This window comes from Saccharothrix sp. AJ9571 (assembly GCF_021725495.1).
Classification (GTDB): Bacteria; Actinomycetota; Actinomycetes; order Mycobacteriales; family Pseudonocardiaceae; genus Amycolatopsis; species Amycolatopsis magusensis.
In genome coordinates, this window is the sequence record NZ_CP091382.1 from 5483852 (window position 1) to 5497573 (window position 13722).

The 13722-nt window shown below is 70.4% G+C and carries 16 protein-coding genes and 1 riboswitch; of the genes, 11 read left to right on the plus strand and 5 right to left on the minus strand.

What is annotated here, in order from left to right:
• Positions 1-9 precede the first annotated feature (9 nt).
• Positions 10-1017, minus strand: coding sequence for a polysaccharide deacetylase family protein (locus L3Q67_RS25445; protein ID WP_499183987.1), 1008 nt, complete (start codon positions 1015-1017; stop codon positions 10-12).
• Positions 1018-1179: 162 nt separating this feature from the next.
• Here L3Q67_RS25445 and L3Q67_RS25450 point away from each other — a divergent pair, with 162 nt between their 5' ends.
• Positions 1180-2751: a putative glycoside hydrolase gene (locus tag L3Q67_RS25450; RefSeq protein ID WP_499183988.1), complete on the plus strand. Its 1572-nt coding sequence runs from the start codon at positions 1180-1182 to the stop codon at positions 2749-2751.
• Here the strand turns inward: L3Q67_RS25450 and L3Q67_RS25455 are convergent.
• Positions 2738-3652 (minus strand): NADP-dependent oxidoreductase, encoded by a 915-nt coding sequence (locus L3Q67_RS25455; RefSeq protein ID WP_499183989.1) that lies wholly within the window; start codon positions 3650-3652, stop codon positions 2738-2740. The two genes, L3Q67_RS25450 and L3Q67_RS25455, sit on opposite strands and share 14 nt — an antisense overlap.
• Before the next feature lie 92 nt (positions 3653-3744).
• On the opposite strand from L3Q67_RS25455, the gene L3Q67_RS25460 reads away from it, so the two are divergent.
• Both L3Q67_RS25460 and L3Q67_RS25465 read left to right on the plus strand, forming a co-directional pair.
• A complete protein-coding gene (locus L3Q67_RS25460; protein ID WP_499183990.1) occupies positions 3745-4635 on the plus strand; it encodes an AraC family transcriptional regulator in 891 nt (296 codons plus the stop codon).
• Positions 4636-4644: 9 nt separating this feature from the next.
• Positions 4645-4711, plus strand: a riboswitch (guanidine-III (ykkC-III) riboswitch).
• Between the two features lie 19 nt (positions 4712-4730).
• Positions 4731-5045 (plus strand): DMT family transporter, encoded by a 315-nt coding sequence (locus L3Q67_RS25465; protein WP_499191636.1) that lies wholly within the window; start codon positions 4731-4733, stop codon positions 5043-5045.
• 6 nt (positions 5046-5051) lie between these two features.
• Here L3Q67_RS25465 and L3Q67_RS25470 read toward each other — a convergent pair whose 3' ends face one another.
• A complete protein-coding gene (locus L3Q67_RS25470; protein ID WP_499183991.1) occupies positions 5052-5261 on the minus strand; it encodes a hypervirulence associated TUDOR domain-containing protein in 210 nt (69 codons plus the stop codon).
• Between the two features lie 169 nt (positions 5262-5430).
• Here L3Q67_RS25470 and L3Q67_RS25475 point away from each other — a divergent pair, with 169 nt between their 5' ends.
• Positions 5431-6381 (plus strand): glycoside hydrolase family 43 protein, encoded by a 951-nt coding sequence (locus tag L3Q67_RS25475; RefSeq protein ID WP_499183992.1) that lies wholly within the window; start codon positions 5431-5433, stop codon positions 6379-6381.
• 62 nt (positions 6382-6443) lie between these two features.
• On the opposite strand, the gene L3Q67_RS25480 is transcribed toward L3Q67_RS25475, so the two are convergent.
• Positions 6444-6932: a hypothetical protein gene (locus tag L3Q67_RS25480; RefSeq protein ID WP_499183993.1), complete on the minus strand. Its 489-nt coding sequence runs from the start codon at positions 6930-6932 to the stop codon at positions 6444-6446.
• A 393-nt stretch (positions 6933-7325) separates the two neighbouring features.
• Positions 7326-7670, minus strand: coding sequence for a WGxxGxxG family protein (locus tag L3Q67_RS25485; RefSeq protein ID WP_499183994.1), 345 nt, complete (start codon positions 7668-7670; stop codon positions 7326-7328).
• 338 nt (positions 7671-8008) lie between these two features.
• On the opposite strand from L3Q67_RS25485, the gene L3Q67_RS25490 reads away from it, so the two are divergent.
• The 7 genes from L3Q67_RS25490 (at position 8009) to L3Q67_RS25520 (ending at position 13505) form a co-directional block, all read left to right on the plus strand.
• Positions 8009-8374: a hypothetical protein gene (locus L3Q67_RS25490; RefSeq protein ID WP_209668209.1), complete on the plus strand. Its 366-nt coding sequence runs from the start codon at positions 8009-8011 to the stop codon at positions 8372-8374.
• A 101-nt stretch (positions 8375-8475) separates the two neighbouring features.
• Positions 8476-9315: a hypothetical protein gene (locus tag L3Q67_RS25495; RefSeq protein ID WP_499183995.1), complete on the plus strand. Its 840-nt coding sequence runs from the start codon at positions 8476-8478 to the stop codon at positions 9313-9315.
• A gap of 282 nt (positions 9316-9597) precedes the next feature.
• Entirely contained in the window at positions 9598-9921 is a 324-nt protein-coding gene (locus tag L3Q67_RS25500) for a hypothetical protein (RefSeq protein ID WP_499183996.1), read from the plus strand.
• A 118-nt stretch (positions 9922-10039) separates the two neighbouring features.
• Positions 10040-10384, plus strand: coding sequence for a hypothetical protein (locus tag L3Q67_RS25505; RefSeq protein WP_499183997.1), 345 nt, complete (start codon positions 10040-10042; stop codon positions 10382-10384).
• Positions 10385-10460: 76 nt separating this feature from the next.
• Positions 10461-10748, plus strand: coding sequence for an ANTAR domain-containing protein (locus L3Q67_RS25510; protein WP_499183998.1), 288 nt, complete (start codon positions 10461-10463; stop codon positions 10746-10748).
• Between the two features lie 495 nt (positions 10749-11243).
• The gene (locus tag L3Q67_RS25515) at positions 11244-12791 is read left to right on the plus strand and encodes a sugar transferase (protein WP_499183999.1); all 1548 of its coding nucleotides are present in this window, start codon (positions 11244-11246) and stop codon (positions 12789-12791) included.
• A gap of 99 nt (positions 12792-12890) precedes the next feature.
• On the plus strand, positions 12891-13505 hold the full coding sequence (locus L3Q67_RS25520; protein WP_499184000.1) for a nitroreductase family protein: 615 nt from the start codon (positions 12891-12893) through the stop codon (positions 13503-13505).
• Positions 13506-13722: the final 217 nt, after the last annotated feature.

Below are 13722 nucleotides of genomic sequence, written 5' to 3' on the forward strand. Positions count from 1 at the left end.
TTCGGGGACTCAGTAGGCCTCGGCTGTGACGGCGAACCGGTCCGCCGGGGACCCCGTGCCGTACGGGTAGGAGATCTTCGCCGGGTCACCGTCCGAGGTGAAGCGGGTGTCCGGGTCGGCGGCCAGTTCGTCGAGCCACTTCGCCGAGCCGTGATCGGCTTCCTCGCCGTCCGCGCCCTGCGACCGGATCCGGGGGATCGCGCTCGCGTCGAAGTCGGTGGCGAACGGGGAAGGTGCCGGGTGCGCGCCGACGAGCAGCACGCCGGCGTACTCGTACCCTTCACCCGATCGTGCGATGTCGGCCGAGCGGGGCCGGGCGCCGAACGGCAGGGCGAGCGTCGCCGGGCGATAGCCGGGCACGGCCGTGCGGATCGCTTCGTCGCCCGCGGCGATGTCCTCGCGGGCGGTGCCTTCCGACGCGGTGCGCAGGTTGGTGTGGCCCAGGGTGTGGTTGCCGATCTCGAAGCCGTTTTCGTGCAGCCAGCGCAGTGCGCGGGTGCCCGCTTCGCCGCCGCCGAACGGTTCCGCGTTGACGTACACGCTCCCCGTCGGAGTGAACCCGGGGTGGGCGGCAGCGACGTCCCGCAGGATGCGCACGGCGGTGTCCGGCGCCGGTTCGCCGTCCTGTCCCAGCGTCAGCACGGTGGGGTCGCCGTCGTCGAAGGTCAGCACCACGGGGTGCTTGCCGGCGGGGAGGTCGATCCGGCCTTCGGCGAAGGCCGCGGTGGTGACCGGGACGTAGTCCTCCTTCGCCAGCCGTTCGAGTTCGGCACGGAAGTCCTGCGGCGTGCGGTCGAAGACCGACGACGGCGATGCCACGATCCGGTGGTACATCAGCACCGGCACGCGGCCGAGTTCGTTGGCGCGCACGTCCGCCGGGCTCGGCGCCTGCGCCGCGAGGGCCTGGGCCGGGGGCGCCGGTGCCGGGGTGCCTGCCACCGGTTCCGGCTGGTGCGCCGCGCAACCCGCCAGCAGCACCGAACCGGCGGCCAGGGTGAGGATTCGCTGGAAGGTCATGCCGGTCAACGTAAGCCGGGCCGCGCACCCCCGGCAGCGCGGGCGGCGTGCTTGTCATCCCTCCGGATGAAAAGTGGTTGACCGTCCACAGGGGCGGGAAGACTTCCACGGAATCGTTGGGGCAGGCCGGAGTGTGCCGGACTGTGGCATTGGGAGGCAGGGATGTTCGCTCGCTCGTCGGTCCGGAAGCGACTACCCGTGCTCGGCGCTGCCGTGCTCGCGCCGATCGGCATCCTCATCCCGCTCGCGGTGGTGCTGCGGCCGGAGGTCACCGTGCCCGCGCTGTCCGAAGGGGCCACGGTCTCGCCGGAAGCGGTGTCCCGCATGGAGATCGCCACGAACGGCAACACCGCCGAGGCCGAGGTCCGGCTCGACGGCGTGCCGGTGCCGTTCGAGCACGGCGACGGCTGGATCCGGCTCGCCGGCCCGGCACCGGCGGCCGGGCCGCACAAGGTCGAGATCGAGGTGCCCGGTTCACCGTCGGTGCTGCCTTCGGGCGCGGTGACCCGCTCCTTCACCGTGGACGTCACCCCGCCGGGACTGGTGGTCGAACCGGTGGCGGCTGTCCACGCGCAGGTGCCCGCCGCGGTGCGCGGCCAGGTCACCGAGGCGCACTCGGTGCTGGTGCACGGCAAACCGGCGCAGGTGGGCCCGGACGGGCGCTTCGCCGCGATGGTGCCGGGGCAGGTCTCCGAGGTCGTCGTGGAGGCGCGGGACGGCGCCGGGAACGTCGCGGCGCACAAGGTGCCGGTCGCGATCCGGCACCCGGGGATGCGCGCGGTGCACATGTCCGCGCTGGCGTGGAGTTCGCCCGCCCTGCGGGAGCCGGTGCTGCGCATGGCCGCGGAGAAGCTGATCGACACCGTCCAATTGGACGTCAAGGACGAGAGCGGCGAGATCGGCTACCTCTCGGAAGTGCCGCTGGCCAAGGAGATCCAGGCCACCCGCGACCACTACGACGCGCGGGCCACGGTTGACGAACTGCACAAGGCCGGGGTCCGCGTGGTGGCCAGGGTGGTGGCCTTCCGCGACCCGATCCTGGCCGAGGCCTCGTGGGGCAACGGCAATCGCGACCGCGTGGTGCAGAAGGCCGACGGGCAGCCGTGGACCGGCGGGTACGGCAAGTACGCGTTCACCAACTTCGCCGACCCGTCGGTGCGTCAGTACAATGTGGACATCGCGGAGGAGGCCGCCGCGCTCGGCTTCGACGACATCCTCTACGACTACGTCCGCCGCCCCGACGGCAAGCTCGGCGAAATGCGGTTCCCGGGGCTGAAGGTGAGCCCCGAGCAGTCCATCGCGGACTTCGTCGGCGAGACCCAGCCCAAGGTGCGGGCCCACGGCGCGGTGCTGGGGGCGTCGGTGTTCGGCATCGCCGCGACCCGGCCGGAGCAGATCGCCCAGGACATCCGGTTGCTGGCCAAGCACTCCGACTACGTGGCCCCGATGGTCTACCCGTCGCACTGGGGCCCGGGGGAGTACCAGGTGGCCGATCCGGAGTCGCAGCCCTTCGACATCACCCAGCGCTCGCTCGCCGACTTCGAGCGGCTCACGGCGGAGGGTGACGGGCAGACGGTGGTCATCCCGTGGCTGCAGGCGTTCAGCCTGAAGCGCACCTACGGCGCCGAGGAGGTCAGGGCCCAGATCAAGGCGGCGGAGGCCGTCGGGATCAAGTCGTTCCTGCTGTGGAACGCGGCCTGCAAGTACGACGCGGCCGGCCTCAAGCCCGGATGACGATGACCACCTTGCCGCGGATCTCGCCGTTCTCCCCGCGCCGGTGGATGCCGGGGAGTCCGGCGAGGGCGTGGTGTTCGGTGACGTCGAGTTCGACCGCGCCGCCGTCCACCAGGGCCACGAGCGCTCCCAGGTCGCGGGGATCGTTGCGCACCAGCACATGCGCCGCTGTCACCCTGGACTCGTGCGGCACTTCGAGGTGGTTGGTCACCGAGACGATGCGCCCACCCGGCCTGACCAGGCGCACCAGCGCGTCACCCTCGGCCTTCGGCAGGCCGACGAGGTTGAACAGCAGATCGACCGGCCCGTCGAGCGCGTCGCCGAGTGACGTGGTGGTGTAGTCGATCAGCTGCTCGGCGCCGAAGCGGCGGACCGCGGCAGCGCTGCGTGGACCGGCGGTGGCGATCACGCGCGCCCCGGCGCGGCGGGCGAGCTGCACGACGAAGCCGCCGATGCCACCGCCCGCGCCGTTGACCAGCACCCGTTCGCCAGGCTCGATGTGCGTCTGCGCGATCGCCTGCCACGCGGTCAGTCCGGCGAGCGGGATGGCCGCCGCGTCGACGAGCGGAACTCTGCCGGGCGCGGCGGCGAAGGTACTGGCGACGGCGAACTCGGCGGCCGCGCCATCGGTCCACCCGACGACCCGATCCCCGGCGGCGTGCCCGCGCACCCCCGCCCCGACCTCGGCGATCGTGCCCGAGAAGTCCCAGCCCAAGGTCAGCGGCAGGGGCACCGGCACCACCTCGCGCAGGGCCCCGGAGCGCAGCGCCAGCTCGGTCGGGTTGAACGAGGTCGCGGCCACCTCGACCAGCACCTGCCCGGGCCCCGGCTCCGGCCGGGGGATGTCTTCGATCCGGATGACGCCAGGGCCACCGAACTCACGAACTCTCGCGGCTCTCATGTCCACGACCGTAGAAGCCCCGGGCGAGACGAACCATGCTCCGTTGCCCCGCGTCCATACGCGATCGTCTCGCCCACGCTTATGCTGGCCCGGTGGACATCCTCAGCGACGTGCTCGCCGTGGTGCGCGCGGGTCGTCCGCGTTCGGCCGTGGTGGGCTGGGAGGCACCGTGGGCGCAGCGGTTCCCGCCCGTGCCCGGCGCGGTCGGCTTCCGGGTGGTGCTGCGGGGTGCCTGCGTGCTCATCCCGTCGGACGGCGTACCGGTGCGACTCGCCGCGGGTGACGTCGTGCTCCTGCCGCACGGCGGTGGCCATGTGCTCGCCGACAGCCCGGACACCCCACCATCCGGGGAAATCCGCGCACCGGAGTCCCCCGAGCCCCAGCCACCGGTGGACGCGGACACGACGACCCTCTGCGGTGCCTACGAACTCGCCCCCACCGGCGGGCACCCGCTGCTCCAGGACCTGCCCGCCGTCGTGCACCTGCGCGGTGGCCCGGAACTGCGGTCCACAGTGGACCTCCTGGCCGCCGAACTCCTGCGGCCCGGCCTGGGCACCGGCGGCGTGGTCCCGGCCCTGCTGGACCTGGTGCTGCTCTACGCGCTGCGCACCTGGTTCCGCGAGCGACGGCCCGGCTGGAGCGCGGCCCTGCGCGATCCGGTCGTCAGCCGGGCGCTCGACGCCATCCACCGCGAGCCCGCCCGGCCGTGGACCGTGGCGTCGCTGGCCGAGCGCGGCGGCCTGTCGCGCGCGCCGTTCGCCCGGCGGTTCACCGCGCTGACCGGGCAGTCGCCCGGCCGCTACCTGACCTGGTGGCGGATGACCACCGCGGCCCGGCTGCTGCGGGAGTCCGACCTGCCGTTGTCCGTGGTCGCGAAGGAAACCGGGTACCGCTCGGAATTCGCCTTCGCGGCCGCGTTCAAGCGGCAGTACGGGGTCGCGCCCGGCCGGTACCGCCGGTTGCCGTCGCGCGGGGGTGTGTGAGATCTTGGCGGGGAGCCCGGAAATGGGGCTTCCGGACGAGGGGTGCCGTACCCGGTGTGCGACAAGACGGCCCGCTGGAGACCGTGGTGTTGCCGATTTCGTGGATCGTACTGGTGTTCTCGGGCGTGCTGGAGGCCGTGTGGGCCACCGCGCTCGGCAAATCCGAAGGACTGACCCGGTTCTGGCCCGCGGTGGTGTTCTTCGCCGCGCTGGCCGCGAGCATGGTGGGCCTGGCCTACGCGATGCGCGAGCTGCCCGTGGGCACCTCGTACGCGGTGTGGGTGGGCATCGGGGCGGTGCTCACCGTGGTCTACGCGATGCTCACCGGGCAGGAACCGTTGTCCGCGTTGAAGGTGCTGTTCCTGGCGATGATCGTCGGCGGGGTGGTCGGGCTCAAGCTCGTCCACTGAGGCCGGTCACGCCGGGTGGATCTTGTCCGGGTGGTGGACCGCCGTCTTGCCGGACTTCTCGCTGCGTACCAGGTACTGCGGGCTCTCCTGGGATGCCTTGACCTCGCGGCCGCCCGCGTGGGTGTCGCTGGTGATCACGTCTTCGACGGTGCCGACCGAACTCTGGTTGCCGGCGTCCCACCGCACGCGGTCGCCCTTGCTGAACTTCTTCGTCATGCCCGCCGGTTACCCGGTCGTTCCCCGGTGAACCGGTCGAACCGGCTGTTGGGCGAAAGCCCTGCCTGACGGGGAATCACGCGATCGGCTGGGCCGCCCGGCGGGGTGGCCGGAAGGGGGTGACGATGTCCGGGATCGATTTCGGTGACCGCTCATCCGGGGAGAGTCGATGAAGTTCACGCGAGGTGCCGTTCCGCTGGCGACGACGGTGGTGGCGGTGCTGGCCCTCCTGGGCGGTCACGTCCCCGCGGCCGCGGCCAAGGCCACCCCGGCGAAGCTGATCGACGCCGATTTCGCGGACCCGGACGTGCTGCGCACCGACGCGGGCTACTTCGCCTATTCGACGGGCAACGCCACCGGCAAGGTGCCCTACGCGAGCGCGGCGAACGCGGACGGGCCGTGGACGGCGCGCGGGGACGCGCTCGCCCGCGTCCCGGTCTGGGCCGCGGAGGACGGCGGCTTCTGGGCCCCGGACGTGGTGCGCCGAGACGACGGGCGATTCCTGCTGTACTACACCGGGGCGTCGAAGAACGGCGGTCCCATGTGCATCGGCACGGCACTGGGTGACGCGCCGGGCGGGCCGTTCGAACCGGTGGGTGAGCAGCCGCTGATCTGCGTGCCCGAGGATTCCGGGGACATCGACCCGCAGACCTTCGTCGACGACGGCCGCCGGTACCTGCTGTACAAGAGCAACGGCGCCGCCGCGGGCCCGCCGTCGGCGATCTGGCTGCAGGAACTGACCGCCGACGGCCTCACCACGACCGGTCCCCGGCGGGAACTGCTGCGGGCGGACCTGCAGGAGGAGAAAGGTGTGGTCGAGGCCCCGGTGGTGGTGCGGCGGCCGTCGAAGTACCTGCTGTTCTACGCCGCGGACACCTACGAGAATTCCACCTACCACACCTCGTACGCGACCGCGCCGACGTTGACCGGGCCCTTCGTGAAGGCACCCGACCCGCTGCTGTCCATCGCGGGCCTCGGCGGGCAGGTGGACGGTCCCGGCGGCGCGGATGTGCTGGAGGACCGCATCTTCTTCCACAGCTGGCTCACCGCCGAGCACAAGGCACGCGGTCTGTTCTCCCTGCCGCTGACCTACCAGGACGACCTGCCCAGGATCGGCTGAGCGGTCACGCGGCGAAGAGCCCGGTGCGGCGGACCGCACCGGGCTCGGTTCCCGTCGGAGGTTCAGGCGGCGGCCGCCGGCAGCGGCGGCAGCCCGCCGAGCAGGTCGTTCACCAGATCGGACAGGCTCAGCAGGACGCGCTGCAGCAAGGCGTTCAGCAACGTCGACGCCGGCGGCAGCTGCCGTCCCTGGGTGCTCTGCTCGGCGATCTCGTCGAGCCCGGCGGCGGCCTCCGCCGATTCGTACTTCGCGGTGGCGGCGGATTCCTGCGCGGCCTCGGCCACCGCGTAGCGCTCGCCCGCGATGATCTCGTCGAGCAGCGGGTCCAGTTCGGTCAGCGCGACCTCGGTGCCTTCGATGTCCCCGGCGTCGGCCCGCTGCTGGAGCAGGTCCCGCAGGTTCTGCACCTTCGCCGCCGCGCTGGTGGTGCTGGTGGCACCCGTGCCGCCACCGGGCGGTCCGGCGACCGCGGCCGCGCTACCCGTGCCCACCAGCACGAGCGCGATCACCGAGGCCACCGCCACGATGGCGCGAGAGAGGTTGTTCTTCATGACCGGCTCCTCCGGAAAGTACGTGGTCTTGACCGTCACATCGTCGCCGGGTCCACAGAGGACTGTCATGTCGAGCGTCCACGCCGGACCTTCGCGCGGCCGGGAACCCGTTCGCTCCGTCAGGGGGTCCGCGAAGGGCCCCAGGTCAAACAGCCATTTCGCGTGAATGCCCGAAGGCGTCGATGTGACAATTTTTCACTTTGCGTATTCGTTACCGCTCGGCTGAGATGATCACGGTATCGGGTGGGTGATGTCCCCCATTGATCTTGATTTGTTCATCCTTTGGCGTGATGGGCCGATACGCATATCCCGGCCACTGGTACACCGGCCGTGAAAAAAGCCCCCGGCGACCGATCCGGTGATCGGCGCCGAGGGCTTTTCTTCTGGATTCGCTCAGCGAACCCCGCCCGGCGGGGCTTTCCGCGGTGCCGCCGGGGGATAGGTGTTCGCGGGCGGCGCGTCCGCGTTCGCCGCCGGATACCCGGCCATCGCCCCCGGCTTCGGGCCCCGGCGGAACAGCCCCGCCAAGCCCAGCAGGCCGACCAGGCCGAGCAGGCCCCACATGCCGTTATCACCGTCTTCGTCGGCGCTGTTGTTGTCGGTGCCGTCCCGGTCGTCGATGTCCGGGTCGGGTGCCTGCTGGACCGCCGCCGGCGCGGGCTCCGCCGCCGCGGCCACCGGGCCGGTGCCCAGTGCCACGGCCAGCCCGGCCAGCACCCCGCAGATCGTCCTGCGCATCCCGTTCCTCCTCCGTCGCTGGTGTTCGAAGCTCCAGCGGTACCCGGGCGGCGGCGGCTCAAGCCCGCATCAGCGGATCGGGGGAGCGCGGCTTGCCGCCCGGCGTCATTCGATGGAACGACGCCGGACCCGGCCGCCGGTACAGCCTGCGACCCGCGGCCAGTCTTCCGGGTGAGCGAAACGCTACGAGTGGGTGCTTTCCCGACCGGGTGGGTAAGGAGTCTTGTCGGTGTTCGTACACCGTCCGTATGATTCCCCGCTGGTTCAGCCGAGAGCCACCGGAAGAGTGTGCCGCGCGCCTGCTCGGCCGGCTTCGAAACCCCGAAGGAATACGAAAAATGTTCGACCACCTTTCGGTGTCGGCACCCGGTGCGGTTTTCACCGCGCGGTTGCTGCCGATAACCGGTGACCGGCTCATCCACCCGGCCGACCGGCAGAACGAACTGGGCCGGATCGTGCTCCGGTGGGGCAGGCAGTGGATCGCCCAGACCTGGGCCGCCGGTGAGCACTTCCGCATTCTCGGCGCCGGCTCCGGGGAGCCGCCGAGGTACGAGGACAAACACGTTCGGGGGTGGCTGTTCCTCCGACCGGAAATCGGTTCGCTGGCGGAAAAGGTGCGCACCGGCGAGATAGATGTGGCCACTGCGCTGTGCGTGGAGGCCGAAGCGTGGCCCGAATTCGCCGGACCCGGCGCGCGGCGCTGAACGCACTTTCGGGTGGCGCGGGATTTCGACGGGAATGGACGGGTATTCACCGGTCGGCGGCAATCGCCGCCGCATCGTCCATCGAAAGGATCGAACACCCGATGTCTGTCATCCGACGCGCCCTGGGCGCGGGGGCACTTGTGGTGCCCATGATCCTGCTGTCGGCGGGTCCGTCGACAGCTGATGTCATCCCGCACAACACCGGTGGCGCTTTCTTCGCCGAATCCGGCACGTACGCCGGGATCGGCGGTGCCGGCACCTTCGAACTGGCCTCGGCCGTCGACGAAGACGGTAACGCGTGGTACGTCGAGTCCGGTTCGTTCGCCGGCCTCGGCGGCGCGTGGGTGCAGGAGACCGCGTCGTCGGCGGAGGGTTCCGACTACGACCACGGCGCCTGGCACCACGATGACTGGGACGACGAGGAGGACTGGGACCACGACGATTGGGGCCACGACGACGACTGGTACCACGAGGACGACGACGGCGACGAGTACGACATCGAGTCGTCCATCGTCCACATCCAGGACTCCGACGACGACGTCAACAAGGCCATCGTCGAGGTGCCGTCGGGCGCCAAGGAGTCCGATGAGGAGGAGGCTGAAGAGTCGGAGGAGTCTTCAGTGTCCGAAGAGGAGTCCGAAGAGGTGACCTCGGAGTCCGACGAGATGGACGGATCGGAAGCCAGCTCCTACGAGTCGGCTACCGCGGCCGGCCCGGACGGTGCGGCGACCGGTGGTGCGTACAGTGCCGCGAACGACTACGGCACCCTGCACCACGAGTGGAGCTCCGCGGCCGGTCCGGACGGTGCCGCCACCAGTGGCGTGTTCAGCGCCGGCGGCCGCTACGGTTCGGTCTACAGTGAATGGTCCTCGGCGGCTGGTCCCGGTGGGGCTGCCGTGTACGAGGTGAGCAGCGCGGCCGGTCACTCGGTCGACGACTGACGAACCCCGCAACCAGGCTCCGCGTCGGCTCGCGCCGACGCGGAGCCTTTTGCTGCGCCGAGAAGTTTCGCTTGCACGTCAACGATTTTCGCGTTGTCGATCATGGTCGGCCACCCGAATGGGGGACAGCTGTGGTGGTCAGGGGATCGCGACCCCACACGATGGTTGTAAGCGAGTGGAACCGGGAGGACCCGATCAGTACGTTCTCCCTTGCACGGCGCGGAGATCGAATTCTCCCTGCGCCGGACAATCCCCCCTCTCTCTCACATCGAGGAGTTCGCTGTGCTGAAGAAAATCGGCGTCGCCACCGTCCTGACCGCGGCTGGCCTGCTCGCGATGGGCGGTGCCGCCTCGGCCGACGACCACGACGACCAGGTCGGCCTGGCCAACCTGAACAACCTCGACGCGCTGCACAACGTCAGCGGCACGCTGGGCGTGTGCGACAACAACGTCAACGTGCTGGGCGTCCAGGTGCCGGTCCACGACGTGCTCAACGGCGTCGGCGTGCCGATCCTGTCCCCGGGTGTCAACGAGGCCGCCGGCGAGGACCCGTACAACTGCGCCTCGGGCGGCATCCTCAGCGGCGGGTCCGTCCAGGACAACTGAAATTTCGCGGTGCCGCGCTCCGGCGCGGCACCGCGATGACGGTGGCGCCGTGCTCCCCGGCGGGTGCGGCGCCACCGGCCCATCTGAAATCACCTGAAGTAGATCGAGGAGTTTTTTCGTGTTGAAGAGGATCGGTGTCATCGCGGGTACCGCCGCGGCCGGGCTGGTCATGCTGGGCGGTGTGGCTTCCGCTGACGGCGGTCACACGCTGCGCGTGGAGGACGACGACCAGGTCGGCTTGGCCAACCTGAACAACCTCGACGCGCTGCACAACGTCAGCGGCGTCGTGGGCGTGTGCGACAACAACGTCAACGTGCTGGGCGTCCAGGTGCCGGTCCACGACGTGCTCAACGGCGTCGGCGTGCCGATCCTGTCCCCGGGTGTCAACGAGGCCGCCGGCGAGGACCCGTACAACTGCGCCAGTGGTGGCATCGAGGACGGCGGGACCGTTCAGGACAACTGACGCCGGTGACGCGAAGGCCCGGGACCTGCCCCGTCCCGGGCCTTCGCCCACGGATTCGCCAAGTACGGGACCGGCGATGGACACGGAGTCGGATCTGGTGGCCGAACTGGCGCAACGGCGGCGGCAACTGGCCTCTCTGCCGAAGATCGAGCAGGCGAAGGGCATGCTGATGCTGTTGCAGTCGTGGGACGAGCGGCGTGCCTTCGCCACGCTCAAAGCCGTCTCCCAGGCCACCAACGTGAAAGTGCACGACGTCGCCTCGATCGTCGTGGCCACCGGCGCCTCCGGCACGCGCGAGCCGCTGCCCGAGTGCGCCGGACTGGTGCTCGCGAAACTGCGGGAGCTGTTCGCCCAGTGCGGCTGAACCCCCGGTGGTTTCGAATTCCCGCGTGGTCTTTCTGACCCGCGCACGCGCCGCACGATGATGCGGCCACTTCGGTTTCGGACAATCAATACCCCCTTGTCCGGCCAACTCGTCGAAAATCGCCCGGACCGCCACGTGCCCGCGACCGTGGACCTGTTCGGCCGATAACACGGGGCCCCATCCGGCTGGTCCACAGTGGAGAGTGTCCACGGGCGGCCCAACGGCACCGGCCGCCCGGGTGAGCACAGGATTTTCCGACTACTTTGTGTAGGGGTTTCCGGAGACCAATGATCACCCTTCGTCACCAGTTCGTTATTGTCGGGATGATCTGTCATTCGTCTCGGTGAGTCGAATGCCGGGCTGTGACCGTGTAACGCTGAATTCAACCCTGCCGATACCACCGCGTGTATCGCTCGTGTTCCTACTGAGCGTATACCGCCTGTAGTAACTCTCAGTCATAATTCTGAGGGACACCTGCTGAGTGTGGGAGGTCCGATGGAAGAGTCGGTGCGGCGGTCATTGCCGGTCGATGATGCGCGGCCCCACATCGGCCTTCCGGCGATCCACCGGCAACCACCCCCGCCGCGCCCGGTGAACACGGCGGACCCGCGCCTGCCCGTCGCGTCTTCGCGCACCCCGCGCTCATCCGACTGGGAGTCCGGCTACCGCGGCCTGGTGGTGCTCGGTGACCTGCTCGCCACCACCGCCGTGGTCACCGCGGGAGCCTTTGTGCTGCACGGTTTCGGCGCCGCCTGGCCGATCACGCGGTGGCTCGCGCTGGGCACCGTGATCGCGGTCGTGTGCGCGCTGCCCGCCAGCCGCGCGTGGAACCCCAGAGTGCTCGGAGAGGGCGCCGAGGAGTTCCGAAGACTCGGGCGGGGCCTGTTCGCCGCGGCGGTGATGGTCGCACTCGGCGGGCTGCTCTTCGGCGCGCTCGCCGTGCAGCCCTGGGTGTTCGCCGTCGTCCCCGCCGTCGCGCTGGTCTCGTTCCCGCAACGTTATGTCCTCCGCCGCTGGCTGCACCGCACCCGCCGCCGCGGCGGCTGCCTGCTGCCGGTGCTCGCGGCGGGCAGCCCGGAAACCGTGCGCGACCTGATCGCGCGCACCCGCGCCGAATCCCACGTGGGCTGGCGCGTCGAAGCGGTGTGCACCTTCACCGGCGAAGGCGATCCCGGCAGCGGTGAGCTGGACGGGGTGCCGGTGGTCGGCAGGCTCGACGAACTCGCCGACCACGTCCGCCGCGGTGGTTACCGCGTGGTCGCGGTCACCGCCGACCAGTACTGGAGCCCGCGCAAACTGCAGCAGGTGGCCTGGGACCTCGAAGGCACCTCGGCCGAAATGGTGGTCGCGCCGGTGCTGATGGAGGTCGCCGGGCCGCGGCTGAACGTCTCGGGGGTGCTCGGCATGCCCCTGCTGCGCGTGACCGCGCCGACCTTCACCGGCGGCCGCCGCCTGGTCAAGGAGATCGTCGACCGGGTCGCCTCGGGTCTGCTGCTGGCTCTGTTTTCCCCGCTGCTGCTGGCCATCGCGGTGGCGATCAAGGCGGGCGACCGCGGCCCGGTGATCTACCGCCAGCGCCGCGTCGGGCGCAACGGCCAGCCCTTCACCATGCTCAAGTTCCGCACCATGGTGGTCGACGCGGACGCCGTGCGCCGTCGGCTGCTCGACGCCAACGAAGGCGCCGGCCCGCTGTTCAAGATGCGCCGCGACCCGCGGGTCACCCCTGTGGGCGGGCTGCTGCGCCGCTACTCCCTCGACGAGCTGCCCCAGTTGTTCAACGTGCTGACCGGCCGGATGTCGCTGGTCGGCCCGCGCCCGCCGCTGCCGGAGGAGACCAAGGCCTACGCCGCCGACGCCCGCCGCCGCCTGCTGGTCAAGCCGGGGCTGACCGGGTTGTGGCAGGTCAGCGGCCGCAGCGACCTGACGTGGGCGGAGAGCATCCGGCTCGACCTGCGTTACGTGGAGGACTGGTCGCTGGCGCTGGACCTGGTGATCCTGTGGAAGACCGTGCGGGCGGTGCTGGGCGGTGACGGAGCCTACTGAGGCGGCCCGTGTGACCTGTATCTAGTTGAATTCGAAATAGTCAAGCGCTCAACTATGTTGGCGGAGGTAGTCAGGAATTCACCAGGAAGGACCTCCGCCATGACCTCCACCGACACCCGCACCGGCGACCTGGCGCTCGACGGCGACGGGCAGGACCTGCTGTTCCGCCAGGCCCGCACGGCCAACACCTTCAGCGCCGAGCCGGTCAGCGACGAGCAGGTCAAAGCCATCTACGACCTGGTCAAGTGGGCGCCGACCTCGATGAACACCCAGCCGCTGCGGGCGATGGTGCTGCGCAGCGGCGAGGCCCGCGAGCGCCTGGTGCCGCTGCTGGCCGAGGGCAACCGGACCAAGACCGCCGGCGCGCCGCTGACGGTGATCTTGGCCGCCGACACCGAGTTCCACGAGAACCTGCCGCGGTTGTTCCCGCACCACCCCACCGCCAAGGACTACTTCGCCGACGAGGACGTCCGCGTCGAGACGGCCAAGGCGAACGCGCTGCTGCAGGTGGGCTACTTCATCATCGGCGTGCGCGCCGCCGGGCTGGCCGCCGGCCCGCTCACCGGCTTCGACGCGCACGGGGTGGACAAGGAGTTCTTCCACGACCGCCCGTGGCGCTCGCTCGTCGTGGTGAACATCGGCAAGCCCGGCGACAACGCCTGGTACGACCGGCTGCCGCGGCTCGGCTACGACCAGGCGGTCGACACGCTCTGACCCCGCCGGACCCCGCCGACCGCGCCAACGGCACCGTTGTCGCGGTCGTGAACCACGCCCACGGCCCGTTCGCCCGCTTCTTCCCGCGCAACAGCGCCGTGGGCGTTTGACTCGGGATGAGCTGCCGGGGTCACGGCGGCTAGCATCACTGGGGTCATCGGAACACCCCAGTTGAGGAGCACACCGTGTCAGAGTTCTCGCCACCCGCGGCCCCACC

Excerpts from the sequence above, each read along its gene's own strand:
- L3Q67_RS25510 (WP_499183998.1), top strand. The coding sequence starts at position 10,461 with ATGGACACGGAGTCGGATCTGGTGGCCGAACTGGCGCAACGGCGGCGG.
- L3Q67_RS25490 (WP_209668209.1), top strand. The coding sequence starts at position 8,009 with ATGTTCGACCACCTTTCGGTGTCGGCACCCGGTGCGGTTTTCACCGCG.
- L3Q67_RS25475 (WP_499183992.1), top strand. The coding sequence starts at position 5,431 with ATGAAGTTCACGCGAGGTGCCGTTCCGCTGGCGACGACGGTGGTGGCG.
- L3Q67_RS25480 (WP_499183993.1), bottom strand. The coding sequence starts at position 6,932 with ATGAAGAACAACCTCTCTCGCGCCATCGTGGCGGTGGCCTCGGTGATC.
- L3Q67_RS25515 (WP_499183999.1), top strand. The coding sequence starts at position 11,244 with ATGGAAGAGTCGGTGCGGCGGTCATTGCCGGTCGATGATGCGCGGCCC.
- L3Q67_RS25455 (WP_499183989.1), bottom strand. The coding sequence starts at position 3,652 with ATGAGAGCCGCGAGAGTTCGTGAGTTCGGTGGCCCTGGCGTCATCCGG.
- L3Q67_RS25495 (WP_499183995.1), top strand. The coding sequence starts at position 8,476 with ATGTCTGTCATCCGACGCGCCCTGGGCGCGGGGGCACTTGTGGTGCCC.
- L3Q67_RS25470 (WP_499183991.1), bottom strand. The coding sequence starts at position 5,261 with ATGACGAAGAAGTTCAGCAAGGGCGACCGCGTGCGGTGGGACGCCGGC.
- L3Q67_RS25445 (WP_499183987.1), bottom strand. The coding sequence starts at position 1,017 with ATGACCTTCCAGCGAATCCTCACCCTGGCCGCCGGTTCGGTGCTGCTG.
- L3Q67_RS25450 (WP_499183988.1), top strand. The coding sequence starts at position 1,180 with ATGTTCGCTCGCTCGTCGGTCCGGAAGCGACTACCCGTGCTCGGCGCT.
- L3Q67_RS25485 (WP_499183994.1), bottom strand. The coding sequence starts at position 7,670 with ATGCGCAGGACGATCTGCGGGGTGCTGGCCGGGCTGGCCGTGGCACTG.
- L3Q67_RS25520 (WP_499184000.1), top strand. The coding sequence starts at position 12,891 with ATGACCTCCACCGACACCCGCACCGGCGACCTGGCGCTCGACGGCGAC.